Origin of the sequence: Leclercia sp. AS011, from assembly GCF_037152535.1 — a bacterium.
Classification (GTDB): Bacteria; Pseudomonadota; Gammaproteobacteria; order Enterobacterales; family Enterobacteriaceae; genus Enterobacter.
Genome location: NZ_JBBCMA010000009.1, coordinates 1 through 26,408, shown reverse-complemented (window position 1 = coordinate 26,408; position 26,408 = coordinate 1). Strand labels below are relative to the sequence as shown.

Below are 26,408 nucleotides of genomic sequence, written 5' to 3'. Positions count from 1 at the left end.
TACCTGCCAATTATAGATGTGTAAACATCTGGACGGCTAAATAACGAATTTCACAAGGGGCATACCATGACAATCATTAACCACACCCTCGGTTTCCCGCGCGTCGGCCTTCGTCGCGAACTGAAAAAAGCACAAGAGAGCTACTGGGCGGGTAACACCACTCGTGACGAACTGCTGGCGGTAGGTCGCGAACTGCGCGCCCGTCACTGGGATCAGCAGAAGCAGGCAGGCATTGATCTGCTCCCGGTGGGCGATTTCGCCTGGTACGACCATGTTCTGACCACCAGCCTGCTGCTTGGCAACGTGCCGGCTCGTCATCAGAACAAAGATGGATCGGTGGATATCGACACCCTGTTCCGCATTGGCCGTGGCCGTGCACCCACCGGTGAGCCTGCGGCAGCGGCTGAAATGACGAAATGGTTCAACACTAACTACCACTACATGGTGCCGGAGTTCGTAAAGGGTCAGCAGTTCAAACTGAGCTGGACCCAACTGCTGGATGAGGTGGACGAAGCGCTGGCGATGGGGCACAAGATCAAACCCGTTCTGCTGGGCCCGGTCACTTACCTGTGGCTGGGCAAAGTGAAGGGCGAGCAGTTTGACCGCCTGAGCCTGCTTAACGACATCCTGCCGGTGTACCAACAGGTGTTGGGCGAACTGGCAAAACGCGGCGTTGAGTGGGTGCAGATCGACGAACCGGCGCTGGTGCTGGAGCTGTCACAGGCGTGGCTGGATGCCTTCAAACCGGCATATGACGCCCTCGCGGGCCAGGTGAAGCTGTTGCTGACCACCTATTTCGAAGGCGTGACGCCGAACCTGAAGACCATTACCGCGCTGCCGGTTCAGGGCCTGCACGTGGATCTGGTTCACGGTAAAGATGACGTGGCTGAGCTGCACCAGCGCCTGCCGTCAGGCTGGCTGCTCTCTGCCGGGCTGGTGAACGGGCGTAACGTCTGGCGCGCCGATCTCACCGAGAAATATGCACAGATTAAAGATATCGTCGGCCTTCGCGAGCTATGGGTGGCCTCATCCTGCTCTCTGCTGCACAGCCCGATCGACTTGAGCGTTGAAACCCGGCTGGATGCGGAGGTGAAAAGCTGGTTTGCCTTTGCTCTGCAAAAATGTGAAGAGCTGGCTCTGCTGCGCGATGCCCTGAACACCGGCGACACGGCGGCGATCGCCGAATGGAGCGCCCCGATTCAGGCCCGTCGTCACTCGGCTCGCGTCCATAATCCGGCGGTGGAAAAACGTCTGGCCGCCATTACCGCCCGGGACAGCCAGCGTCAGAGCCCGTATGAGGTGCGCGCCGAAGCCCAGCGCGCCCGCTTCAATCTGCCTGCGTGGCCGACCACCACCATTGGTTCCTTCCCGCAGACCACCGAGATCCGCGGCCTGCGTCTGGATTTCAAAAAGGGCAATCTGGATGCGGGCAACTACCGCACCGGCATCGCCGAACATATCAAGCAGGCGATTGTGGAGCAGGAGCGTTTAGGCCTCGACGTGCTGGTACACGGTGAAGCCGAGCGTAACGACATGGTGGAGTACTTTGGTGAACACCTGGACGGGTTTGTCTTTACCCAGAACGGCTGGGTGCAAAGCTACGGCTCCCGCTGCGTGAAGCCACCGGTGGTGATTGGTGACGTCAGCCGCCCGGAAGCGATCACCGTCGAGTGGGCGAAGTACGCCCAGTCCCTGACCGACAAGCCGGTGAAAGGGATGCTCACCGGTCCGGTAACGATTCTTTGCTGGTCGTTCCCGCGCGAAGACGTGACCCGTGAAACCATCGCGAAGCAAATTGCGCTGGCATTGCGTGACGAAGTGGCGGATCTCGAAGCTGCCGGGATCGGCATTATCCAGATTGACGAACCGGCTCTGCGCGAAGGCCTGCCGCTGCGCCGCAGCGACTGGGATGCGTATTTACAGTGGGGCGTGGAAGCCTTCCGCATCAACGCCGCGGTCGCAAAGGACGACACCCAGATCCACACCCACATGTGTTACTGCGAATTTAACGACATCATGGATTCAATTGCCGCGCTGGACGCCGATGTCATCACCATCGAGACCTCGCGTTCAGATATGGAGCTGCTGGAGTCGTTTGAGGAGTTCGACTACCCGAACGAGATCGGGCCGGGCGTATACGACATTCACTCCCCGAACGTGCCGAGTGTGGAGTGGATTGAAGCCCTGCTGAAAAAAGCGGCCCTGCGTATCCCCGCCGAGCGCCTGTGGGTAAACCCGGACTGCGGCCTGAAAACCCGCGGCTGGCCGGAGACCCGCGCCGCGCTGGCGAACATGGTTAAGGCAGCGCAGAATTTGCGTCAGGCATGATGTCCTGTAGGCCCGGTAAGGCGTAGCCGCCACCGGGCAATTTATGCCTGCCCATCCATCAACCGGCTAATATGGATGCTCAACCACGTCAGCTCATCTTTCGGCAGGGTGAGCTGATATTTATCCTGGACGTAGTCGCGGATCGCCCAGGCCACGGTCATGGCGTCCGGGCGGTGGCGCATCAGCTCCTGATAAAAATCTTCGGTCTCACTGAGGGCGATTTTCCCGGCCAGTACCCGCTCGGCAAAATAACGCAGATGGGTGATAAAGCGCATGTAGTTAACCGACTGCGTGTCGATAGTTCTGCCCAGCTTATAGCGCACGATATCGGCGATGCGGTTGACCAGCTCAACCTGCTGGTGAGCGGTGCTGTCGTTGTCCTGGCTGCTGGCGTTGATCAGGTGAAAGGCGATGTTTACCGCCTCTTCTTCGGGTAGCTCAACCTCAAACTTCTCATTAACCTGGGCGCGAGCCTGCAACCCCACGCTGTACTCCTGGGGGTAGTAGCGCTTCACTTCCCAGCTCAGCTTATTGAGGATCCTCTGCCCGCTGCGGCTGCGCTCCACCGCAAAGTGCAGATGCTCCGCAAGGGTAAAAAGCAACACGGAATTGAGCTTATCCCCGCACAGGCGGCGCGCGAGGATAAGAATTTCATGGCTAATGTCGAAGAACGCCGCAGGAATGGTGTCCGTCAGGGATAAAAAATGGCGGGATTTAAGATCGCTCAGCGGCAGGAACACTTTTTCCACCTGCGCAAGGTCAATATTCGTACCGGGTTTCGCACCAAAGCCGATCCCCTTGCCGAACAAAATCATCTCCCGCTGGTCGTTGTCGACCAGCAGCATGCTGTTATTAAGCGACTTTTTTATCGTTATCACGGTTATTCCTGCGGCATGGCCGGTTAGCTCATGTCTGCGCCATTGCTGGCGATCACTTTTTTGTACCACCAGAAGGAGTCTTTCTTCAGCCGTTTCAGCGTGCCGTTGCCTTCATCGTCCTGATCGACATAGATAAAGCCGTAGCGCTTGGACATCTGCGAGGTGCCCGCACTGATAATGTCGATGCATCCCCAGGTGGTAAATCCCATCACATCTACCCCTTCATTTATAGCTGCCAAAGTTTGCTCGAAGTGGGCGCGGAAGTAGTCAATGCGGTAGCTGTCGTGGATCGCGCCGTTTTCCACCACATCCTTCGCACCGAGGCCGTTCTCCACGATAAACAGCGGCTTCTGGTAGCGGTCGTACAGCTCCAGCAGGGAGATTTTCAGCCCGACAGGATCGATCTGCCAGCCCCATTCGGACGTCGGCAGGTACGGGTTTTTCACGCCGAGAACGGTATTTCCCGGGATGCGCTCCACGTCCGGCTGAGTCGATTCGGTCATCGACATGTAGTAGCTAAAGGAGACGAAGTCGACGGTATGATCTTTTAAAATGTGCCGATCCTCGGCCTGCATTTCGATCTGGATGTCCCGACGCGCCAGATCGCGCAGGATCAGCGGCGGATATTCGCCAAACACCTGCACATCGGCGTAGAAGTAGTTCTCCAGATTCTTCTTCAGCGTCGCTTCCACATCTTCCGGACGGCAGCTGTGCGGATAGGTGGTGAGCTTGGTCAGCATGCATCCGACCTGGCTGCCCGGGATTTTGGCGTGGCAGTCGCGGGTCACCAGCGCCGAGGCGACAAACTGGTGATGCAGCCCCTGATAAATGTCCTGCTGCGCTTTGCCGGGCAGACTTTTCTCTTCCCGGATGCCCGCCGTGGTAAACGGGTGACGGTGGATGCTGTCGATCTCATTAAACGTCAGCCAGTAGCGGACCAGATCTTTGTAGCGGTCAAAACAGACATTGCTGAAGCGCACAAAAGCGTCCACCACGTTGCGGTGCACCCAGCCGTTATATTTTTCGCTCAGGGCCAGCGGCATTTCGTAGTGAGAGAGGGTCACCAGCGGCTCGATATTATGGCGGCGCAGCTCGCGGAACATATCCTCATAAAACTGCAGTCCCGCCTCGTTTGGCGCGGCGTCCTCACCGGTCGGGAAGATACGCGACCAGGCGATGGACACCCGCAGCACGGTGTAGCCCATCTCAGCAAACAGGGCGATATCGTCCTTATAATGGTGATAAAAATCGATGCCGCGGCGTTTCGGGTAGAGCGCGTCATTTTTACCTTCAAACGCGTCGCGGATGTTTTCGTCCGTCAGCGCCATATGGCCGCTGTAATCCTTCACGGACAGGTTGGGCTTCCAGGTGATAGCGTCTGCGACGGACGGCCCTTTGCCATCCACATTCCATGCCCCTTCGGCCTGATTGGCGGCTATGGCGCCGCCCCATAAAAAACCTTGCGGAAACGGGAGGGATTTCTCCATTACACGGACTCCTTAAGCGTCATGATGATATGCGGGTCTGGATTTTTATCGTCGGTATTACCTGGTGTCAGCGAAAAGCGTTCGCCGTTAGTGACCACCATCATCACCACCGGATCGAGCCCGGCGGCGGTAATGGTGTCGAGTGAAAATTCAATTAGCGTGTCACCGCTTTTAACATGCTGGCCCTCCACCACCCGCGGGGAGAAGCCTTCGCCCTGCAGTCGGATGGTGTCTATGCCGATATGGAAAATCAGCTCGACGCCCGCGTCGGTGAGCAGGCTCAGCGCATGGCCGCTGTCAAACACATTGACTATGGTTCCATCCGCCGGGGCCCGCAGCACGCCCTGGGAAGGGATAATCGCGATGCCGTCGCCCATGATTTTGCGGGAGAAAACGTCATCGTTAACCTTCTCGAGTGGGATAATCTGTCCCTCCACCGGGCGGGTGAAGCTCAGCGCGTCGCTGTTTTCCGCCGCTTTATCACGCCACAGCAGCAGGGCGCTGATAAAGGCCACGGCAAAGGATAATCCCGCCCCGGCAAAGGCCCAGACGATGTTCATCGGGTTATCCGGGGAGACAAACATCGAGATGCTGGCAAGACCCGGGCCGACGAGGGCAAAGGCCTCAATCGCCATCCAGCCGATAAAGGCCCCGCCGACAATGCTGCCGAGGATCACACTGTAGAGCGCTTTTTTGTTCAGCAGGGTGACGCCATACAGCGCCGGTTCGGTAATGCCGAACAGGGCGGAGATCCCGGCGGAGAAGGCGGTGGATTTCAGTACCTTATCTTTGCTTTTGAGGGCAATCGCCAGACATGCGCCGGACTCGGCAATATTGTGCGCCAGCGACGCGGGCAGGTAGAGCATCTCACGCCCGAACTGGCTCATGGAGGCTACGGCGTAGGGCAGCATCGGTTTATGCATCCCGGCGGCCACCATAAAGGGCAGGGCGGCGGCCAGCAGCCCCGTTGCCACAAAACCGAGTTTGCCATAGAGCCATAAAATTACCGTTGCCAGCCCGGCGCCCAGCTCGTAACCCAGCGGCCCGAGGATCAGCAGCGTGACCGGGACCGTCACCAGCAGAGAGAGCATCGGTGAGAGGAAAATACGCAGCGCGCCGGGGGAGTAGCGGTTGAACAGCTTCTCCGTCTGGGCGTAAAAGAGCACGCACAGAATGGCGGGAAAGACCTGCGAGGCGTAGGCCACGTTGCGCAGATCGAAAGACATGAACGCCGTCCCGTCGGCCAGCTGTTTGGTCATCGCGGGTAGCACCATCACGGAGACCGCCGAGACGGCAACCAGCACGTTCACCTTCAGCTTCATTGCCGTGGTGATCGCCACCAGGATCGGCAGGAAGTAGAGCGGCGCGGAGCCGATATTATCCAGCACCTTGTAGGTCGAACTGTCCCGGCTGAGCCAGCCCATCACGTCCAGCAACAGCAGCAGCGATTTCAGAACCCCGCCACCGGCAATGGCAGGCACCAGCGGCTGAAAAACGCTGATGACGAAATCGATAACCTGCGCGCCACGGCTGATTCTGGCAGGCGTATGTTGCCCGCCCGCCTGAGGGGAGCCCACCAGCGAGCGCACCGCCTCAAAGACCTGCACCACCTCGTGACCAATAATCACCTGGCACTGCACGTTCACGCGCACGCCCAGCACGCCGTCGACCTTTGCCAGCGCCGCTTCGTTGACCCTGCCATTGTCGTACAGGCTCAGCCGCAAGCGGGTGGAGCAGTGTTCGATATGTTCGATATTCTCAGCACCGCCGACCTGGGCGATGATCTCCAGCGCTGTTTGCAAGTGGTTCATGTTCTGGCCCCTGTCTCCAGAGCAAAAAAAAAGACCTGAACCCCCTCTCCGCTCGAAAACGGAGAGGGGGTTCAGGTCTTGCCTACGGATCGTAGTTACACGCCTGTGCTTTTTATATCGTCCAGATTGTGTTTAAAAGTCAAACAGTCACCTCACTTTGCGTAGCGAAGTGTGAGCCGCTTAACCTTTTTTAGCGCCGTACTGCTGGAACCAGGCCAGCATCCGCTGCCAGCCATCTTTGGCTGATTCCGCATGATAGCTTGGACGATAATCGGCGTTGAAGGCGTGCCCGGCTCCCGGGTAAACCACAATCTCCGCCGTTGCGTTCGCTGCACGTAGCGCATGGCGCATGGTCTCTACCGTGTCCAGCGGGATCCCGGTATCTTCTGCGCCATAGAGTCCGAGGACGGGCGCGTTCAAATCGGTCGCAATATCCACCGGATGTTTCGGTGAATTCAGCGTCTTTTCGCCCACCAGCTTGCCATACCACGCTACGGCGGCTTTCAATTGCGGGTTGTGCGCGGCATACAGCCAGCTGATTCGCCCGCCCCAGCAGAAGCCGGTTGCCAGCAGACGATGGGGATCGCCCCCGTTGCGCGCCGCCCAGTTGGCGACGTGGTCAAGATCTGCCAGCACCTGGGCATCCGGTACTTTACTCACCAGATTGCTGAACAGGGTGGGAATATCGCTGTAATCATTCGGATCGCCCTGACGGAAATAGAGTTCAGGCGCGACGGCCAGATAGCCTTCCAGCGCCAGGCGGCGACAGAGATCGCGAATATGCTCATGTACGCCGAAAATTTCCTGAATCACGATGACGATCGGCAATGCCCCTTGCGCATTTTTGGGCCGGGCATGGTAAGCGGGCATATTATCGCCCTGAGTCGGAATGGAGGTCTCCCCGGCGGTAATCGCCTCGTCGGGGGTAGTGACAACGGTTGCGGCTTGCAGATCAGCAGCAGGGGCAAATCCAGATGTTCCAGTCATGGCATTCTCCGTACCAATTAGCGCAAAAGTAAATATAGTCCGCAGGTTAACAATCCACAGTGCCCGAAACAGGCTATCTTTTGTGCAACAGATAACGATATAACTCGTTAATGTGATGTTAATCACTATTTCATGGTAATTAACTGCAATCAATTTTATTCATGGTGATGTCTGTCACGAAACTAAGCCGGTTCCTTCGGTAAAGTACCGCTTTGCTTCTGCTGACAAACTGACCCACAGAGGAGTTTTCTATGTCTAAGTCTGATGTTTTTCATCTCGGCCTCACTAAAAACGATTTACAAGGGGCTACGCTCGCTATCGTCCCTGGCGATCCTGAGCGTGTGGAAAAGATCGCCGCGCTGATGGATAAGCCGGTTAAGCTGGCAGCCCATCGCGAATTCACGACCTGGCGGGCAGAGCTGGATGGCAAAGCGGTGATCGTGTGCTCTACCGGTATCGGTGGCCCGTCTACCTCTATTGCCGTTGAAGAGCTGGCACAGCTGGGCATCCGTACTTTCCTGCGTATCGGTACCACCGGTGCGATCCAGCCGCACATCAACGTTGGCGACGTCCTGGTCACTACCGCATCCGTGCGTCTGGACGGCGCGAGCCTGCACTTTGCGCCAATGGAGTTCCCGGCAGTGGCCGATTTCGAGTGCACCACCGCGCTGGTGGAAGCCGCGAAATCCGTCGGTGCGACCACTCACGTTGGCGTGACCGCCTCCTCTGATACCTTCTACCCGGGCCAGGAGCGCTACGACACCTTCTCCGGTCGCGTAGTCAGCCGTTTCAAGGGTTCGATGGAAGAGTGGCAGTCTATGGGCGTGATGAACTACGAAATGGAATCTGCCACCCTGCTGACCATGTGCGCAAGCCAGGGTCTGCGTGCCGGTATGGTTGCGGGTGTGATTGTTAACCGTACCCAGCAAGAGATCCCGAACGCCGAGACCATGAAGCAGACCGAAAGCCACGCGGTGAAAATCGTGGTGGAAGCGGCCCGCCGCCTGCTGTAATTTCCCCTTTTCTTTGCCAAAGGCCGACCTGTTCGGCCTTTTTCTTTGCGTAGCGCCTCGCAGAAAACCCTTTTCAAACTGGACGTTTATACAGCACAATTCTATTTTGTGCGGGTCATACCTTGATGCAGGGGGCGTCGTGGATATTTCCATCCTTTTTTATGCCGTTATTGCGCTGGTCAGCGTCGGTGTGGGCTGGTTGCTCGCCAGCTATCAGCATGCGCAACAGAAGGCCGATCAGCTTGCCGAACGTGAAGAGATGGTGGCCGATCTCAGTGCATTGCGACAGAACATCGCCCAGAGCGGGCACTGGCGTGACGAATGCGAGCTGCTCAACAACGAGCTGCGCAATCTGCGGGATATCAACACCTCGCTGGAAGCCGACCTGCGTGAAGTCACCACCCGGCTGGAGTCCACCCAGCTGCATGCGGAAGACAAAATCCGCCAGATGATCAATAGCGAGCAGCGCCTGAGCGAGCAGTTCGAAAACCTTGCCAACCGCATCTTTGAGCAGAGTAACCGCCGCGTCGAGGAACAAAACCGCCAGAGCCTGAACGGCCTGCTGTCGCCCCTGCGCGAACAGCTGGACGGCTTTCGTCGCCAGGTGCAGGACAGCTTTGGTCAGGAGGCGCGTGAACGCCACACGCTGGCCCATGAAATCCGCAACCTCCAGCAGCTGAATGCCCAGATGGCGCAGGAGGCCATCAACCTCACCCGGGCGCTGAAAGGCGACAATAAAACCCAGGGCAACTGGGGGGAGGTGGTTTTGACCCGCGTGCTGGAAGCCTCCGGCCTGCGCGAGGGCCACGAATATCAAACCCAGGTCAGCATTGAAACCGAGAGCCGCGCGCGGATGCAGCCCGACGTCATTGTCCGTCTGCCCCAGGAGAAGGACGTGGTCATCGACGCCAAAATGACCCTGGTGGCCTATGAGCGCTACTTTAACGCCGAAGATGACTACACCCGCGAGTCGGCGCTGCAGGAGCATATCGCCTCGGTGCGTAACCATATTCGCCTGCTGGGGCGTAAAGACTATCAGCAGCTGCCCGGCCTGCGTTCGCTTGACTATGTGCTAATGTTTATCCCGGTTGAACCGGCCTTCTTACTGGCGCTGGACCGCCAGCCGGAGCTGATCTCCGAGGCGCTAAAAAACAACATTATGCTGGTCAGCCCTACCACGCTGCTGGTGGCGCTGCGCACCATTGCCAATCTGTGGCGCTATGAGCACCAGAGCCGCAATGCCCAGCAGATTGCCGATCGAGCCAGCCGCCTGTACGACAAAATGCGTCTGTTCGTCGACGATATGTCGTCGGTCGGGCAGAGCCTGGATCGCGCTCAGGACAACTACCGCCAGGCGATGAAAAAGCTGGCCTCCGGGCGCGGTAACCTGCTGGCTCAGGCTGAATCGTTCCGCAGCCTTGGCGTGGACGTTAAACGCGAGATTAATCCGGAATTGGTTGAGCAGGCCACATCGCAGGATGAGGAGTACCGGCTGCGCAGTGACGGGCCAGTTCAAAATACAAACAACACCTTAGCAGGCGCGCAGGCGTCGGCAGACCCCCTGGAGCGTTATTCCCGGGGTGGTTGAATCGTAGGGCAAATGCGCCCAATCTGTTACACTTCTCGAACATTTGACTGATAAGCAGGCTCTGAGATGGTTGAAGATTCACAAGACACAACGCACTTTGGCTTTCAGACTGTCGCTAAAGCGCAGAAAGCTGACATGGTGGCCCACGTATTCCATTCCGTGGCGGCGAAGTACGATGTAATGAATGACCTGATGTCATTCGGCATTCATCGCTTGTGGAAGCGCTTCACTATTGACTGTAGCGGCGTGCGTCGTGGACAAACCGTGCTGGATCTGGCCGGCGGCACCGGCGACCTGACGGCGAAATTCTCGCGTCTGGTGGGCGAAACGGGCCGCGTTGTGCTGGCTGATATCAACGACTCCATGCTGAAAATGGGGCGTGAAAAGCTGCGCAATATTGGCGTGGTTGGCAACGTTGAATATGTCCAGGCGAACGCGGAAGCGCTGCCTTTCCCGGATAACACCTTTGACTGCATCACCATCTCTTTCGGTCTGCGTAACGTCACCGATAAAGAGAAAGCGCTGCGCTCCATGTACCGCGTGCTGAAACCAGGTGGACGCCTGCTGGTGCTGGAGTTCTCCAAACCGATTATTGAGCCGCTGAGCAAAGCCTACGATGCCTATTCGTTCCACATTCTGCCGCGTATTGGCGAAATGGTGGCCAATGACGCAGACAGCTACCGCTACCTGGCCGAATCCATCCGTATGCACCCTAATCAGGACACCCTAAAAGCCATGATGCAGGATGCGGGCTTCGACAATGTTGACTACTTCAACATGACGGCAGGCGTTGTCGCGCTGCATCGCGGTTATAAGTTCTGAGTGGAGGTGGCAAATGCCGTTTAAACCCTTGATCACAGCCGGTGTGGAAAACGTACTGAATACCTTTCTGTACCGGTCTCCCGCGCTGAAAACGGCGCGTCAGCGTCTGAACGGCAAAGTGCTGCGGGTGGTATTAAAAGAGTTTTCGACGCCGCTGGTGCTGGTATTCAGCGAGCGTCAGCTCGACGTGCTCGGCGAATGGGAAGGCGAGGCCGACTGCTCCGTCATCACTCATCTGAACACGCTGCCCAAACTGCGCGATCGCCAGCAGCTTACCGCCCTGATCCGCAGCGGCGAGCTGGAAGTTGAAGGCGATATCCAGGTAGTGCAAAACTTTGTCGCGCTGGCCGATCTGGCCGAGTTCGACCCGGCAGAACTGCTGGCTCCCTGGACCGGCGATATTGCCGCTGAGGGGATCGGTAAAGTGCTGCGTGGCGGCGCCTCGTTGCTGAAGAAAGGTTTTCAGCGCCAGCAGCGCTATGCCGCGGAAGTGTTAACCGAGGAATGGCGCATGGCGCCGGGGCCGCTGGAAGCGGCATGGTTTGCAGAAGAGACTGCCGCGGTTGAGCGTGCGGTTGATGCACTGACAAAACGGCTTGAAAAACTGGAGGGCAAATGACGCCTGGTGAAATTCGGCGCCTCTACTTTATCATCCGCACCTTTTTGAGTTACGGGCTCGACGAGCTAATCCCCCGAATGCGCATCACACTGCCGCTGCGTCTCTGGCGGCGAACGCTATTCTGGATGCCCAATCGCCATCAGGACAAACTGCTGGGTGAACGGCTGCGTCTGGCGCTTCAGGAGCTGGGGCCTGTCTGGATCAAATTTGGCCAGATGCTCTCTACCCGTCGTGATCTGTTCCCGCCGATGATCGCCGATCAGCTGGCGATGTTGCAGGATAAAGTTGCCCCCTTCGATGGCAAGCTGGCTAAGCAGCAGATCGAAAAAGCGATGGGCGATATCCCGGTTGAAACCTGGTTTGATGACTTCGACATTCAGCCGCTGGCTTCGGCCTCCATTGCGCAGGTTCATACCGCGCGGCTGAAAGAGAATGGCAAAGAGGTGGTCATTAAGGTGATCCGCCCGGACATTCTGCCGATCATCAGAGCCGACATGAAGCTCATCTACCGCCTGGCCCGCTGGGTGCCGCGTCTGCTGCCGGATGGCCGCCGTCTGCGCCCGATGGAAGTGGTGCGCGAATATGAAAAGACGCTGATTGATGAGCTGAACCTGCTGCGTGAATCGGCGAACGCCATTCAGCTGCGCCGCAACTTTGAAAACAGCCCGATGCTGTATGTGCCGGAGGTCTATTCCGACTATTGCAGCCAGGACATGATGGTGATGGAGCGTATTTACGGGATCCCGGTCTCGGACGTCGCGACCCTGGAAAAGCAGGGCACCAACATGAAGCTGCTGGCCGAGCGTGGCGTACAGGTCTTCTTCACCCAGGTGTTCCGCGACAGCTTCTTCCACGCCGACATGCACCCAGGCAACATCTTCGTCAGCTACGAGCACCCTGAAGATCCGCAGTATATCGGCATCGACTGCGGTATCGTCGGCTCGCTGAACAAAGAAGATAAGCGCTATCTGGCCGAGAACTTTATCGCCTTCTTCAACCGCGATTACCGCAAAGTGGCCGAGCTGCACGTCGATTCCGGCTGGGTTCCGCCGGATACCAACGTTGAAGAGTTTGAGTTCGCCATTCGTACGGTCTGTGAGCCTATCTTCGAGAAGCCGCTGGCGGAGATCTCATTCGGCCATGTGCTGCTGAACCTGTTCAATACCGCCCGCCGCTTTAATATGGAAGTGCAGCCCCAGTTAGTTTTACTCCAGAAAACATTACTTTACGTTGAAGGGGTGGGGCGGCAGCTCTATCCTCAGTTAGACTTATGGAAAACGGCAAAACCCTTCCTTGAATCCTGGATCAAGGATCAGGTGGGTCTGCCAGCGCTGGTGCGCTCCCTGAAAGAGAAAGCGCCGTTCTGGATTGAAAAAATGCCTGAAATTCCTGAACTGGTGTATGACAGTTTGCGTCAGAGCAAAAACTTGCAGCACAGCGTGGATAAAATTGCCCGCGAGTTGCAAACCAATCATGTGCGTCAGGGGCAGTCCCGGTATCTGTTTGGCATTGGGGCGATACTGATGTTAAGCGGCACGCTGCTGTTGATCAATCGTCCTGAGTGGGAGCTCATGCCTGCCTGGTTGATGGCGGGTGGCGTGGTTGTCTGGCTAGCCGGATGGCGCAAAACGCGCTGAATTGCGTCGCTATAGCAGGGCCGCGTAACGTATAATGCGGCCTGATTAATTAATCATCTACAACTGGGGAAGATGTATGGGTGGTATCAGTATCTGGCAATTGTTGATCATTGCCGTCATCGTCGTGCTGCTGTTCGGGACCAAAAAACTCGGTTCTATCGGGTCCGATCTCGGCGCGTCCATCAAAGGCTTCAAGAAAGCGATCAAAGATGATGACGAGAAGCAGGACAAATCCAGCCAGGATGCGGATTTCACTGCTAAATCTATCGCCGACAAACAAGACGATGCCAAAAAGGAAAATGCTAAACGCCACGATAACGAGCAGGTGTAATTCGTGTTCGATATCGGTTTTAGTGAACTGCTGCTGGTCTTTGTGATTGGCCTTATTGTCCTGGGGCCGCAACGTCTGCCTGTGGCGGTGAAAACGGTGGCAGGCTGGGTGCGTGCGCTGCGATCGCTGGCGACCACGGTGCAAAATGAGCTGGCCCAGGAGCTCAAGCTGCAGGAGTTTCAGGACAGCCTGAAAAAGGTTGAAAAGGCGAGCATGGAAAACCTGACGCCGGAACTGAAAGCCTCGATGGACGAACTGCGCGAAGCGGCGGAATCCATGAAGCGCTCCTACAGCATTAACGATCCGGAAAAAGCGAGCGACGAAGCCAATACCATTCGCAACCCGCTGGTCAAAGATAACGAAGCGCAGCATGAAGGCGTGACGCCTGCCACTGCTGAGCATCAGGCCACTGCGCCCGAACAGGTGCCAGCCGAGCCGGTGACCCCGAAACAAGAACCGACGCCAGCATCCGCAGAGAAAAAGCCTGCACCCGCTGCTGACGCGTCCCCCTCGTCGAGTGATAAAGCGTAAACATGGCAGTAGATGAAACTCAACCGCTGATTGCGCATCTTATCGAGCTGCGTAAACGCCTGCTGAACTGCATTATTGCAGTTTGCCTCATTTTTTTATGCCTGGTCTATTTTGCCAACGACATCTATCAGGTGGTCTCTGCGCCGCTGATTAAGCAGATGCCGCTCGGGGCAACGATGATCGCCACCGACGTGGCATCCCCTTTCTTCACGCCGATTAAGCTGACCTTCTGGGTGTCGCTGATTGCCTCTGCGCCGGTGATCCTCTATCAGGTCTGGGCCTTTATTGCCCCTGCGCTGTATAAGCATGAACGCCGCCTGGTGATCCCGCTGCTGGTCTCCAGCTCGCTGCTGTTTTATATCGGCATGGCCTTCGCCTACTTCGTGGTCTTCCCGCTGGCGTTTGGCTTCCTGGCCAATACCGCACCGGTAGGGGTCCAGGTCTCGACGGACATTGCCAGCTATCTGAGCTTTGTGATGGCGCTGTTCATGGCCTTCGGCGTGGCGTTTGAGGTGCCGGTGGCCATCGTGCTGCTCTGCTGGATGGGGATCACCACTCCGGATGAATTACGCAAAAAGCGGCCTTATATTCTGGTGGGTGCCTTTGTTGTGGGCATGCTGCTCACGCCGCCTGACGTCTTCTCGCAAACCCTGCTGGCGATCCCGATGTATTGCCTGTTTGAGGTGGGTGTCTTCTTCTCGCGCTTCTATACCGGTAAGCGACGTGAAGATCACGACGAAGAGTCCGAAGGAACAGAAGAATAACACCAACCGCCCGCCAGGGCGGTTGTCATATGGGAGCCTGTATGTTTGATATCGGTCTGAACCTGACCAGCCCGCAGTTTGCCCGGGATCGCGATGAGGTGGTGGCCAGAGCCGTCGCCGCCGGGGTTAACGGCTTACTGCTGACGGGCACCAGTCTGCACGAAAGCGAACAGGCGCAGCAGCTGGCGCAGCGCTACGATCGCTGCTGGTCAACGGCGGGCGTCCATCCGCACGACAGCAGCCAGTGGACCGCGGAAAGCGCCGACAGGCTCCGGGCCTTAGCCGCCGCGCCTGAAGTGGTGGCTATCGGCGAGTGTGGTCTCGACTTTAACCGCAACTTCTCGACTCCCGCCGAACAGGAGCATGCCTTTAGCGCCCAGCTGGCGTTAGCCGCGGAGCTGGGCATGCCGGTGTTTATGCACTGCCGGGACGCGCACGAACGCTTTCTGGCACTGCTGGAACCCTGGCTGGATAAGCTGCCCGGTGCGGTGCTGCACTGTTTTACCGGCACGCGGCAGGAGGCGATAGAGTGTCTGGAACGTGGGCTGTATCTGGGGATCACCGGCTGGGTCTGCGATGAACGGCGCGGGCTGGAGCTGCGCGAGCTGCTGCCGGTCATTCCTGCCGATCGTCTGTTAGTGGAGACCGACGCACCTTATCTGCTGCCGCGCGATCTCCGTCCTAAACCGGCATCGGGACGCAATGAACCGGCTTATCTGGGGCATATCATGGAGCGGATCGCCCACTGGCGCGGCGAAGAGGCGCAGTGGCTGGCTGCGCAGACGGATAACAACGTGCGTCGTCTGTTTGGTGTCGACTTTTAAACTTTGCGGAAGCTGGTATTTTTCACGCTCTGCTTCACTTCTTTATTCAGCAAGTTCAGCAGCAGCATGGAGCGGGCTTCACCGTCCGGCTCCGCGAAAATGGCCACCAGCCCTTCAAAGGCCCCTTCGGTGATCACCACATCGTCGCCGGAGAAGGGGGTATCGGGATCGGTAATGCCTTCAGGCTGTTTGTAGACCGAGAGCTGGTGGATCACGGATGAGGGCACCGTGGCCGGATGCGCGCCGAAGCGCACAAAGTGGCTGACACCGCGCGTCGCATTGATGGTGGTGGTGTGGATCACTTCCGGGTCGAATTCAACAAACAGGTAGTTAGGGAACAGCGGCTCACTGACGGTGGTGCGTTTACCACGAACCATTTTTTCCAGCGTGATCACAGGCGTCAGACAGTTCACCGCCTGGCGTTCCAGATGTTCCTGAGCACGCTGAAGTTGCCCACGCTTGCAATACAGTAAATACCAGGCCTGCATAATGACTCTTTTCCGCTTGTTATGCCGGCAAGCATATCAAAACCCTGGCGGGATCGCTAAGCTGATTATACTGGCCGTACGCAGAAGAAGACGTGAATCTTCACGCTTATTTAACAAAAATACAGCATCAGGCAGTCTTACGCCGTATAATGAAACGCTTAAAGAGAGAGCTTGACTAACTGCATGAAATACAACGATCTACGCGACTTCCTGGAACTGCTGGAAAAGCAGGGCGAACTTAAACGCATCACCCTTCCTGTCGATCCTTATCTGGAGATGACAGAGATTGCCGACCGCACGCTTCGCGCCGGTGGGCCAGCGCTCCTGTTTGAAAACCCGAAAGGCTACACCATGCCGGTCCTGTGCAACCTGTTTGGCACACCCAAACGGGTGGCGATGGGAATGGGGCAGGAGAATGTCAGCGCGTTGCGTGAAGTGGGTAAGTTGCTGGCCTTTTTAAAAGAGCCAGAGCCGCCAAAAGGGTTTCGCGATCTCTTCGATAAGCTGCCGCAGTTTAAGCAAGTCCTGAATATGCCGACCAAACGTCTGCGCGGCGCCCCCTGCCAGCAGAAAATCCTGGAAGGCGATGCGGTCGATCTGACGCGTATCCCGATCATGCAGTGCTGGCCAGAAGACGCCGCCCCGCTGATCACCTGGGGTCTGACCGTAACCCGCGGTCCGCATAAAGAGCGCCAGAACCTCGGGATCTATCGTCAGCAGCTGATTGGTAAGAATAAATTGATTATGCGCTGGCTGTCGCATCGCGGCGGCGCGCTTGATTTCCAGGAGTGGTGCGCGGCCCATCCGGGCGAACGCTTCCCGGTCGCCGTGGCGCTGGGTGCCGATCCGGCCACCATTCTCGGTGCCGTTACGCCGGTGCCGGACACCCTGTCGGAATACGCCTTTGCCGGGCTGCTACGCGGCACTAAAACCGAAGTGGTGAAGTGCGTGTCGAACGATCTGGAAGTGCCTGCCAGCGCCGAAATCGTGCTCGAAGGCTACATCGAGGCGGGCGAGATGGCACCGGAAGGACCCTATGGCGACCACACCGGCTATTACAACGAAATTGACAGCTTCCCGGTGTTTACCGTGACGCACATTACCCAGCGTGAAGATGCCATTTACCACTCCACCTACACGGGCCGTCCGCCGGATGAACCCGCGGTGCTTGGCGTGGCGCTGAACGAAGTCTTCGTGCCGATCCTGCAAAAGCAGTTCCCGGAAATCGTTGATTTCTATCTGCCGCCGGAAGGTTGCTCCTATCGCCTGGCGGTGGTAACCATTAAGAAGCAGTATGCGGGTCACGCTAAACGGGTGATGATGGGCGTATGGTCTTTCCTGCGCCAGTTTATGTATACCAAGTTTGTGATCGTTTGCGATGATGACGTCAACGCCCGTGACTGGAATGACGTGATCTGGGCCATTACCACCCGTATGGATCCGGCACGCGATACCGTGTTAGTTGAAAACACGCCGATAGATTACCTGGATTTTGCCTCGCCGGTTTCCGGTCTTGGCTCAAAAATGGGACTGGATGCCACCAATAAATGGCCCGGCGAAACCCAACGTGAATGGGGTCGTCCGATCAAAAAGGATCCTGAGGTGACTGCGCGAATTGACGCGATCTGGGATGAACTGGCCATAATGAATAACGGTAAAGACGCCTGAATGCGCCGTTATGCCCTTTAGACTTCCCGACAGAGAGAGCGAATGACAACCTTAAGCTGTAAAGTGACTTCGGTAGACGCTATCACCGACACCGTATATCGCGTCCGTTTAGTACCTGAATCGGCGTTCTCCTTCCGCGCTGGCCAGTATTTAATGGTGGTGATGGATGAGCGGGATAAGCGTCCTTTCTCAATGGCCTCGACGCCGGACGAGCAAGAGTTTATCGAGCTGCACATTGGGGCGTCTGAGCTCAACCTGTATGCGATGGCGGTGATGGATCGCATCCTGAAAGAGAACGAGATCGAAATTGATATTCCTCACGGCGAAGCCTGGCTGCGCGATGACGAAGAGCGTCCGCTGATCCTGATTGCGGGCGGTACCGGCTTCTCCTACGTGCGCTCCATTCTGCTGACGGCGCTGGCGCGTAACCCGGACCGCGACATCACCATCTACTGGGGTGGCCGCGAGGCGAAGCATCTTTACGATCTGTCTGAGCTGGAAGCGCTGAGCGTGACCCATCCGAACCTGCGCGTTGAGCCGGTGGTTGAGCAGCCGGAAGAGGGATGGCGCGGTCGCAGCGGCACGGTGTTAACGGCGGTACTGCAGGATCACGGTACGCTGGTGAATCACGATATCTATATTGCCGGCCGGTTTGAGATGGCGAAAATTGCCCGGGACCTGTTCTGCAATGAACGTAACGCCCGTGAAGATCGCCTGTTCGGCGACGCATTTGCATTTATCTGAGACGAAAAAAACCCGCCCCTGACAGGCGGGAAAACGGCAACTAAACCTTTCCCCGTCATCATTCACGCTGCCTCTTTGTTGGCTGCCTTTGCTCACCCCGGTCACATAGTTAACTATGCTCCCGGGGATTCGCGCAGTTGCCGCCGCGATGCAACGCGAATGATTTAGGGGAATATTCTTCGATTACACTCTCTCAAATACCGTCGCGATCCCCTGACCCAGGCCGATACACATGGTCGCCAGACCAAACTGAGCATCTTTGCGTTCCATCAGGTTGATCAGCGTGGTGCTGATACGTGCCCCGGAACAACCCAGCGGGTGACCCAGCGCGATGGCACCGCCGTTGAGGTTAATCTTCTCGTCGATCTGATCCATCAGTCCCAGATCCTTAATGCACGGCAGGATCTGCGCGGCGAAGGCTTCGTTCATCTCGAAGAGGTCGATATCGCTGGTGGCGAGTCCGGCTTTTTTCAGCGCCAGCTTTGAGGCCGGAACCGGGCCGTAACCCATGATGGACGGATCGCAACCCACCACCGCCATCGAGCGGATACGGGCGCGCGGCGTCAGGCCCAGCTCGCGGGCGCGACTTTCGCTCATCACCAGCATCGCCGCTGCACCATCGGACAGAGCAGAAGAGCTGCCCGCCGTCACGGTACCGGTCACCGGATCAAAGGCCGGTTTCAGCGTCGAGAGCGCTTCAACGGTGGTTTCCGGACGGATCACTTCGTCGAAGTAGAACTGCTTCAGCACGCCGTCGGCGTCGTGACCGCCGGTCGGCAGAATTTCATTTTTGAACGCACCGGACTGCGTCGCAGCCCAGGCACGGGCGTGGGAGCGGGCGGCAAAGCTGTCCTGCATTTCGCGGCTGATGCCGTGCAGGCGGGAGAGCATTTCTGCGGTCAGCCCCATCATGCCCGCGGCTTTCGCCACGGTGCGGCTCATGCCTGGGTGGAAATCGACGCCGTGGTTCATCGGCACATGGCCCATGTGCTCCACGCCGCCAATCATGCACACCTGCGCATCGCCGGTCATGATCATCCGTGCCGCATCGTGCAGGGCCTGCATCGATGAACCGCACAGGCGGTTGACGGTGACTGCCGGTACCGAATGCGGGATTTCCGCCAGCAGCGCCGCGTTACGGGCGATGTTAAAGCCCTGCTCCAGCGTCTGCTGCACGCAGCCCCAGTAGATATCGTCCAGCGCGGTAGCGTCCAGCGCCGGGTTGCGCGCCAGCAGGCTACGCATTAAATGCGCGGAGAGATCTTCCGCGCGCACGTTACGAAATGCGCCGCCCTTCGAACGGCCCATCGGGGTGCGAATTGCATCGACAATGACAACCTGTTCCATTGTGACTCCTTAAGCCGTTTTCAGTGCGCCAACCGGACGGGCAGGCTCAACCGGGGGATAGTACGCTTCATTATTACGCGCTTTGGTACGCAGTCCTTCCGGAGCCTGATACAGCGCGCCGAGATGCTCATACTGCTGCGTCATATCCAGATAGCGGGCGCTGCCCAGCGTATCCAGCCAGCGGAACGCGCCGCCGTGGAACGGAGGGAAGCCCAGGCCGTAGACCAGCGCCATATCCGCTTCCGCAGGGCTGGCGATAATGCCCTCTTCAAGACAACGCACCACTTCGTTGACCATCGGGATCATCATGCGGGCGATAATCTCTTCGTCGCTGAAATCGCGCTTCGCGTGGCTGACCTCTGCCAGCAGGCTATCCACGGCGGCGTCTTCCTCTTTCTTCGGCTTGCCTTTGCTGTCTTCTTTATAACGCCAGAAGCCGAGGCCGTTTTTCTGACCGTAGCGGTTCGATTCGAACAGGGCATCGATAGCATCGCGGTAATCTTTTTGCATCCGCTGCGGGAAACCTGCCGCCATCACCGCCTGGGCGTGGTGGGCGGTATCAATCCCGACCACATCCAGCAGATAGGCCGGGCCCATCGGCCAGCCGAACTGTTTTTCCATCACTTTGTCGATCTTGCGGAAATCCGCCCCGTCACGCAGCAGCTGGCTGAAACCGGCGAAGTACGGGAACAGCACGCGGTTGACGAAGAAGCCCGGGCAGTCGTTAACCACAATCGGGGTTTTGCCCATCTTGCTGGCCCAGGCCACCACTTTGGCGAGGGTTTCGTCAGAGGTTTTCTCCCCGCGGATCACTTCAACCAGCGGCATACGGTGCACCGGGTTAAAGAAGTGCATACCGCAGAAGTTTTCCGGACGCTTAAGGACGCTCGCCAGTTCGCTGATTGGAATAGTAGAGGTGTTGGAGGCCAGCACCGTATCCGGGCGTACCTTGTCTTCTGTCTCCGCCAGCACCGCTTTTTTCACTTTCGGGTTTTCGACCACCGCTTCGACGACCACATCCACGCGATCGAACCCGCTGTATTCCAGCGTCGGATGGATGGTGGAGATGACGCCGGAGAGCTTCAGGCCATCAATCTTGCCGCGTTCCAGCTGTTTGTTCAGCAGCTTGGCCGCTTCGGTCATGCCCAGGTTCAGCGATTTCTCGTTGATGTCTTTCATCACCACCGGCACGCCTTTCCACGCCGACTGGTAGGCGATGCCGCCGCCCATGATGCCTGCGCCCAGTACCGCCGCCTGTTTTGGCGTCTCGACATTTTTGGTGAGCTGCTTCGCTTTACCCTTCACGAACTGATCGTTGAGGAAAATACCGACCAGCGCGCGGGCTTCGTTGGTGTGAGCCAGCGGGACAAAACTTTGGTTTTCTAATTGCAGTGCTTCGTCACGGCTCAGACGCGCGGCAGCTTCGATGGTTTTCACCGCGGTGATCGGCGCCGGATAGTGTTTACCCGCCGTCTGCATCACCATGCCTTTGGCGATGGTGAAACTCATGGTGGCTTCAATTTTACTTAAGTGCAGCGGCTCCAGCTTCGGCTGACGTTTCGCTTTCCAGTCGAGGTCGCCGTTGATCGCCTGACGCAGAATAGTCAGCGCCCCTTCCTGCAGTTTTTCAGGCTTGACCACGCCATCCACCAGACCGAGTTTTAACGCCTGATCGGCACCCACGTCTTTACCGGCCGCAATGATCTCCAGGGCGCTGTCAGCACCCAGCAGGCGCGGCAGTCGGACCGAGCCGCCAAAGCCCGGCATAATGCCCAGCTTGGTTTCCGGCAGACCAATGCGCAGATCCGGCGTGGCCAGACGGTAATCAGTCGCCAGCACGCATTCGCAGCCGCCGCCGAGGGCATAGCCGTTGACCGCAGCGATCGTCGGGACCGGCAGATCTTCCAGGCGGTTAAAGACGCTGTTGGCAAAATGCAGCCACTGGCTCAGCTGCTCCTGGGGCACCAGGAACAGGGAGAGGAATTCGGTGATGTCTGCGCCGACGATAAATGCCGCTTTTTCGGAACGCAGCAGCAGACCTTTTAAATCGGCTTGTTTTTCAAGCACGTCCAGCGCATGTCCAAGGCTGGCCACGGTTGCGGTGTCCAGTTTATTCACTGAGCCGGGGGCGTCGAACACCAGTTCGGCAATGCCACCTTCCAGCCAGTCTACGTACAGGGTGTCGCCTTTGTAGAGCATGTCGGTCTCCTGAATCCAGCAATTGGATCTGGTCATACCAGATGATTCGGAGTGTGGGTTTTGTGTTAATGAAATGCAAATTAGTCATTAAATAATTGTAGGTCTGATCACGCTCGGCGGAGATCACGCAGCTTTTCTGAGGTGTGCTAAGATGCGGTGACTTGAGGTCAAAACAAAAGGAAGAATGATGGACTCACTGGCCGCGCTGTATAAAAATCACATTGTTACGTTACAGGAACGTACCCGCGACGTACTGGCCCGCTTTAAGCTGGATGCCTTACTCATCCACTCCGGCGAGCTGTTTAATGTCTTTCTCGACGATCACGCCTATCCCTTCAAGGTTAACCCGCAATTTAAAGCCTGGGTGCCGGTAACCCAGGTTCCCAATTGCTGGTTGCTGGTGGATGGCGTGAACAAGCCAAAACTGTGGTTCTACCTGCCGGTGGATTACTGGCACAACGTGGAACCGCTGCCGACCTCCTTCTGGACGGAAGAAATTGAGGTGATTGCCCTGCCGAAAGCTGACGGCATTGGCAGCCAGTTACCAACCGCCCGCGGCAACATGGCCTATATTGGCCCGGTACCGGAACGTGCGCGCAGTCTGGAGATCGCTGCGGATAACATCAACCCGAAAGGCGTTATCGACTATCTGCACTACTATCGCTCCTATAAGACCGACTATGAGCTGGCATGCATGCGCGAAGCGCAAAAAACCGCGGTCAACGGCCACCGTGCGGCGCACGAAGCCTTCCTGTCCGGCATGAGCGAGTTCGACATTAACCAGGCCTACCTGACCGCCACCGGCCATCGTGATACCGACGTGCCGTACAGCAACATCGTGGCGCTGAATGAGCATGCGGCAGTGCTGCACTACACCAAACTCGATCACCGCGCGCCGTCTGAAATGCGCAGCTTCCTGCTGGATGCCGGTGCGGAGTACAACGGCTATGCCGCTGACCTGACCCGCACCTGGGCCGGCAACAGCGATACCGAGTTCGCCCAGCTGATCAAAGACGTCAATGAAGAGCAGCTGGCTCTGATCGCTACCATGAAGGCCGGCGTGAGCTACGTGGATTACCACGTTCAGTTCCATCAGCGTATTGCGAAGCTGCTGCGTAAGCATCAGATCGTCAGCGATATGAGCGAAGAGGCGATGGTGGAAAACGACCTGACCGGACCGTTTATGCCGCACGGTATCGGCCATCCGCTGGGTCTGCAGGTGCACGACACCGCTGGCTTTATGCAGGATGACACCGGTACCCATCTGGCGGCACCGTCCAAATATCCTTACCTGCGCTGCACCCGCATCCTGCAGCCGCGCATGGTGTTGACCATCGAGCCGGGCATCTACTTTATTGAGTCTCTGCTGGCGCCGTGGCGCGAAGGGCAGTTCAGCAAGCACTTCAACTGGCAGAAAATTGAGGCGCTGAAGCCGTTTGGTGGCATCCGTATCGAAGATAACGTGGTGATCCACGAAAACGGTACGGAAAACATGACGCGAGACCTGAAGCTGGCGTAATGGAAAGCTGGCTCATACCGGCAGCGCCGGTCACCTTTACGGAAGAGATCAAAAAGAGCCGTTTCATCACGCTGTTGGCCCATACCGACGGCGTGGAGGCGGCAAAAGCTTTTGTTGAGTCAGTACGGGCAGAACATCCTGACGCCCGCCACCACTGTGTGGCATGGGTGGCCGGGCCGCCTGATGATTCACAAAAGCTCGGGTTCTCGGATGATGGTGAACCGGCGGGCACGGCGGGCAAACCGATGCTCTCTCAGTTAATGGGCAGCGGCATTGGCGAAATCACCGCCGTCGTGGTGCGTTACTACGGCGGCGTATTACTCGGAACAGGCGGGCTGGTTAAGGCCTATGGCGGCGGCGTCCAGCAGGCGCTGAATCACCTGACAACGATCCGCAAAACGCCACTTACCGAATATACTTTATTGTGCGATTACGCCCAGTTATCCGGCATCGAAGCGTTGCTGAAGCAGTATCAGGGCCTGATTGTGCACAGTGATTACCAGGCGACGGTGCAATTGCGTGTGGCGCTACCCCAAGCGTCGCTTCCGGTATTCTCAGCAAAACTGGCTGATTTTAGTCGTGGTTCGTTGCAATTACGGCCGATTGAAGAATAATCCCCACCTTACTTATTGAATACCTAAGGAAGCGGCAGAGATGCATTTTCGTGCCATAACCCGAATCGTTGGATTGCTGGTCATACTCTTCTCCGGGACGATGATCCTCCCCGGACTGGTGGCGCTTATTTATCGGGATGGTGCGGGCCGGGCCTTTACACAGACCTTTTTCGTCGCGCTGATGATTGGCTCCCTGCTGTGGTGGCCTAACCGCCGTGAGAAAGGGGAGCTGAAATCCCGCGAAGGCTTCCTTATCGTGGTGCTGTTCTGGACCGTGCTGGGCAGCGTGGGGGCATTGCCCTTCATCTTCTCTGAACAGCCCAACCTGACGATCACCGATGCGTTCTTTGAATCCTTTTCCGGGCTGACGACTACCGGGGCCACCACGCTGGTGGGGCTGGACTCGCTTCCTCATGCCATCCTTTTCTACCGGCAGATGCTGCAGTGGTTTGGCGGGATGGGGATCATCGTCTTAGCTGTCGCTATTCTGCCGATACTGGGTGTCGGGGGGATGCAGCTCTACCGGGCCGAGATGCCGGGGCCGCTGAAAGATAACAAGATGCGGCCGCGTATCGCCGAGACGGCTAAAACCCTGTGGCTCATCTATGTACTGCTGACCGTCGCCTGTGCGCTGGCGCTGTGGTTTGCCGGGATGCCGGCCTTTGATGCTATCGGCCATAGCTTTGCCACCATCGCGATCGGGGGGTTCTCAACCCATGATGCCAGCATCGGCTATTTTGACAGCCCGACGATCAACACCATCATTGCGGTATTCCTTCTGATCTCCGGCTGTAACTACGGTCTGCACTTCTCTTTACTCAGTGGCCGTAACCTGAAGGTTTACTGGCGCGATCCGGAATTCCGCATGTTTATCGGCGTGCAGCTGACGCTGGTGGCGATCTGCACCCTGGTGCTGTGGTTACACGATGTCTATGCCTCGGCGGTGACTACGCTGAACCAGGCCTTCTTCCAGGTGGTGTCGATGGCGACGACCGCAGGTTTTACCACCGACAGCATTGCGCGCTGGCCGCTCTTCCTGCCGGTCCTGCTGCTCTGTTCGGCCTTTATCGGCGGCTGTGCCGGGTCGACGGGGGGCGGCTTGAAAGTGATCCGTATTCTGCTGCTGTTTAAACAGGGTAACCGCGAGCTTAAACGTCTGGTGCACCCGAATGCGGTCTACAGCATCAAGCTGGGTAACCGCGCGCTACCGGAACGTATTCTCGAAGCGGTGTGGGGGTTCTTCTCCGCCTACGCGCTGGTCTTTATCGTCAGCATGCTGGCGATTATCGCCACGGGCGTGGATGACTTCTCGGCGTTCGCTTCTGTTGTCGCCACACTGAATAACCTGGGACCCGGCCTTGGCGTGGTCGCAGATAACTTTGCCAGCATGAATCCGACCGCGAAGTGGATCCTGATTGCCAACATGCTGTTCGGGCGTCTTGAGGTCTTTACGCTGTTGGTCCTCTTTACCCCAACATTCTGGCGCGAATAAAGGGAGCCATTTGTGAAAACATTAATTCTATTTTCAACGCGCGACGGGCAAACGCGCGAGATTGCCGCTTTTCTGGCGTCTGAGTTAAAAGAGCAGGGCATCTATGCCGACGTCATCAACCTGAACCGCACCGAAGAGATTGCATGGCAGGAGTATGACCGTGTAGTGATCGGCGCATCGATTCGCTACGGCCATTTCCATCCGGCGGTGGATCGTTTTGTGAAAAAGCACACGGCAATGCTGAACAGCCTGCCGGGCGCTTTCTTCTCCGTGAACCTGGTGGCGCGTAAAGCGGAAAAGCGTACCCCGCAGACTAACAGCTACACGCGTAAGTTTTTGCTGAACTCGCCCTGGAAGCCAGTGGCCTGTGCCGTCTTTGCCGGTGCCCTGCGTTACCCGCGCTATCGTTGGTACGATCGCTTTATGATTCGTCTTATTATGAAGATGACCGGCGGTGAAACGGATACACGTAAAGAAGTGGTCTACACCGACTGGCCCCAGGTCTCCAGTTTCGCCCGGGAAATCGCGCAATTAACCCGCAATTCGCGGCTTTAATAAACGTAAAGCTTGAAAAGTAAGCGAACGAAAAACTTTTTGAGATTTATGCTTGTCACCGCCGAAGAACTCCCTATAATGCGCCTCCACTGACACGGAACAACGGCAAACAAGCCGCCGGGTCAGCAGGGAAAAGCGCGAAATAATCGCTTGACTCTGAAA

At 57.3% G+C, this 26,408-nt stretch carries 24 protein-coding genes; 16 read left to right on the top strand and 8 right to left on the bottom strand.

Going from position 1 to position 26,408, the window contains the following annotated elements:
• Positions 1-66 precede the first annotated feature (66 nt).
• A complete protein-coding gene (gene metE, locus WFO70_RS21275; RefSeq protein ID WP_337019126.1) occupies positions 67-2,328 on the top strand; it encodes a 5-methyltetrahydropteroyltriglutamate--homocysteine S-methyltransferase in 2,262 nt (753 codons plus the stop codon).
• Positions 2,329-2,369: 41 nt separating this feature from the next.
• Here metE and WFO70_RS21270 read toward each other — a convergent pair whose 3' ends face one another.
• The 4 genes from WFO70_RS21270 to WFO70_RS21255 all read right to left on the bottom strand — a co-directional run bounded on the left by WFO70_RS21270 (position 2,370) and on the right by WFO70_RS21255 (position 7,491).
• Positions 2,370-3,206, bottom strand: a complete 837-nt coding sequence (locus WFO70_RS21270; RefSeq protein ID WP_337019124.1) for a PRD domain-containing protein — start codon at positions 3,204-3,206, stop codon at positions 2,370-2,372.
• A gap of 23 nt (positions 3,207-3,229) precedes the next feature.
• Positions 3,230-4,693: a glycoside hydrolase family 1 protein gene (locus WFO70_RS21265; RefSeq protein ID WP_337019122.1), complete on the bottom strand. Its 1,464-nt coding sequence runs from the start codon at positions 4,691-4,693 to the stop codon at positions 3,230-3,232.
• On the bottom strand, positions 4,693-6,504 hold the full coding sequence (locus WFO70_RS21260) for a beta-glucoside-specific PTS transporter subunit IIABC (protein WP_337019120.1): 1,812 nt from the start codon (positions 6,502-6,504) through the stop codon (positions 4,693-4,695). The genes WFO70_RS21265 and WFO70_RS21260 overlap by 1 nt, the downstream gene beginning before the upstream one ends.
• A 180-nt stretch (positions 6,505-6,684) precedes the next feature.
• On the bottom strand, positions 6,685-7,491 hold the full coding sequence (locus tag WFO70_RS21255) for a dienelactone hydrolase family protein (RefSeq protein ID WP_337019118.1): 807 nt from the start codon (positions 7,489-7,491) through the stop codon (positions 6,685-6,687).
• Between the two features lie 251 nt (positions 7,492-7,742).
• Here WFO70_RS21255 and udp point away from each other — a divergent pair, with 251 nt between their 5' ends.
• From udp to tatD, 9 genes are all read left to right on the top strand, one after another.
• Positions 7,743-8,504, top strand: a complete 762-nt coding sequence (gene udp, locus WFO70_RS21250) for a uridine phosphorylase (RefSeq protein ID WP_045417628.1) — start codon at positions 7,743-7,745, stop codon at positions 8,502-8,504.
• Between the two features lie 139 nt (positions 8,505-8,643).
• Positions 8,644-10,092, top strand: coding sequence for a DNA recombination protein RmuC (gene rmuC / locus WFO70_RS21245; protein ID WP_337019116.1), 1,449 nt, complete (start codon positions 8,644-8,646; stop codon positions 10,090-10,092).
• A gap of 66 nt (positions 10,093-10,158) precedes the next feature.
• Entirely contained in the window at positions 10,159-10,914 is a 756-nt protein-coding gene (ubiE, locus tag WFO70_RS21240) for a bifunctional demethylmenaquinone methyltransferase/2-methoxy-6-polyprenyl-1,4-benzoquinol methylase UbiE (RefSeq protein ID WP_032615102.1), read from the top strand.
• Positions 10,915-10,927: 13 nt separating this feature from the next.
• Entirely contained in the window at positions 10,928-11,533 is a 606-nt protein-coding gene (gene ubiJ / locus WFO70_RS21235) for a ubiquinone biosynthesis protein UbiJ (protein WP_337019114.1), read from the top strand.
• Positions 11,530-13,170, top strand: coding sequence for a ubiquinone biosynthesis regulatory protein kinase UbiB (ubiB, locus tag WFO70_RS21230; protein WP_337019113.1), 1,641 nt, complete (start codon positions 11,530-11,532; stop codon positions 13,168-13,170). The genes ubiJ and ubiB overlap by 4 nt, the downstream gene beginning before the upstream one ends.
• Positions 13,171-13,246: 76 nt before the next feature.
• Positions 13,247-13,501, top strand: a complete 255-nt coding sequence (tatA, locus tag WFO70_RS21225; protein WP_032615095.1) for a Sec-independent protein translocase subunit TatA — start codon at positions 13,247-13,249, stop codon at positions 13,499-13,501.
• 3 nt (positions 13,502-13,504) lie between these two features.
• On the top strand, positions 13,505-14,032 hold the full coding sequence (gene tatB, locus WFO70_RS21220; protein ID WP_337019111.1) for a Sec-independent protein translocase protein TatB: 528 nt from the start codon (positions 13,505-13,507) through the stop codon (positions 14,030-14,032).
• 2 nt (positions 14,033-14,034) lie between these two features.
• The gene (gene tatC / locus WFO70_RS21215; RefSeq protein WP_337019109.1) at positions 14,035-14,796 is read left to right on the top strand and encodes a Sec-independent protein translocase subunit TatC; all 762 of its coding nucleotides are present in this window, start codon (positions 14,035-14,037) and stop codon (positions 14,794-14,796) included.
• A 41-nt stretch (positions 14,797-14,837) separates the two neighbouring features.
• On the top strand, positions 14,838-15,620 hold the full coding sequence (tatD, locus tag WFO70_RS21210) for a 3'-5' ssDNA/RNA exonuclease TatD (RefSeq protein WP_337019107.1): 783 nt from the start codon (positions 14,838-14,840) through the stop codon (positions 15,618-15,620).
• Here the strand turns inward: tatD and rfaH are convergent.
• Positions 15,617-16,108, bottom strand: coding sequence for a transcription/translation regulatory transformer protein RfaH (gene rfaH / locus WFO70_RS21205; RefSeq protein WP_333854917.1), 492 nt, complete (start codon positions 16,106-16,108; stop codon positions 15,617-15,619). The genes tatD and rfaH overlap by 4 nt on opposite strands.
• A gap of 183 nt (positions 16,109-16,291) precedes the next feature.
• On the opposite strand from rfaH, the gene ubiD reads away from it, so the two are divergent.
• Together ubiD and fre are read left to right on the top strand one after the other, a co-directional pair.
• Positions 16,292-17,776 carry a 4-hydroxy-3-polyprenylbenzoate decarboxylase gene (gene ubiD / locus WFO70_RS21200; RefSeq protein WP_337019104.1) on the top strand — a complete coding sequence of 495 codons (1,485 nt, stop codon included), beginning with the start codon at positions 16,292-16,294 and terminating at the stop codon, positions 17,774-17,776.
• A 42-nt stretch (positions 17,777-17,818) separates the two neighbouring features.
• Positions 17,819-18,520 (top strand): NAD(P)H-flavin reductase, encoded by a 702-nt coding sequence (gene fre / locus WFO70_RS21195; RefSeq protein WP_262660751.1) that lies wholly within the window; start codon positions 17,819-17,821, stop codon positions 18,518-18,520.
• Between the two features lie 183 nt (positions 18,521-18,703).
• Here fre and fadA read toward each other — a convergent pair whose 3' ends face one another.
• Both fadA and fadB read right to left on the bottom strand, forming a co-directional pair.
• A complete protein-coding gene (gene fadA, locus WFO70_RS21190) occupies positions 18,704-19,867 on the bottom strand; it encodes an acetyl-CoA C-acyltransferase FadA (RefSeq protein WP_337019101.1) in 1,164 nt (387 codons plus the stop codon).
• Positions 19,868-19,876: 9 nt separating this feature from the next.
• Complete coding sequence (gene fadB / locus WFO70_RS21185) at positions 19,877-22,066, bottom strand: fatty acid oxidation complex subunit alpha FadB (RefSeq protein ID WP_337019218.1); 2,190 nt, start codon at positions 22,064-22,066, stop codon at positions 19,877-19,879.
• 187 nt (positions 22,067-22,253) lie between these two features.
• On the opposite strand from fadB, the gene pepQ reads away from it, so the two are divergent.
• The 4 genes from pepQ to hemG are packed head-to-tail and all read left to right on the top strand — an operon-like array spanning position 22,254 to position 26,246.
• Positions 22,254-23,585: a Xaa-Pro dipeptidase gene (gene pepQ, locus WFO70_RS21180; protein ID WP_337019216.1), complete on the top strand. Its 1,332-nt coding sequence runs from the start codon at positions 22,254-22,256 to the stop codon at positions 23,583-23,585.
• On the top strand, positions 23,585-24,199 hold the full coding sequence (locus WFO70_RS21175) for an IMPACT family protein (protein WP_337019099.1): 615 nt from the start codon (positions 23,585-23,587) through the stop codon (positions 24,197-24,199). The genes pepQ and WFO70_RS21175 overlap by 1 nt, the downstream gene beginning before the upstream one ends.
• 40 nt (positions 24,200-24,239) lie before the next feature.
• Positions 24,240-25,691: a Trk system potassium transporter TrkH gene (trkH, locus tag WFO70_RS21170; RefSeq protein WP_337019097.1), complete on the top strand. Its 1,452-nt coding sequence runs from the start codon at positions 24,240-24,242 to the stop codon at positions 25,689-25,691.
• Between the two features lie 12 nt (positions 25,692-25,703).
• The gene (gene hemG / locus WFO70_RS21165) at positions 25,704-26,246 is read left to right on the top strand and encodes a menaquinone-dependent protoporphyrinogen IX dehydrogenase (protein ID WP_337019095.1); all 543 of its coding nucleotides are present in this window, start codon (positions 25,704-25,706) and stop codon (positions 26,244-26,246) included.
• Here the strand turns inward: hemG and WFO70_RS21160 are convergent.
• Positions 26,223-26,408 (bottom strand): hypothetical protein (locus tag WFO70_RS21160; protein ID WP_337019093.1); only part of this gene is annotated, 186 nt, incomplete at its 5' end. The genes hemG and WFO70_RS21160 overlap by 24 nt on opposite strands.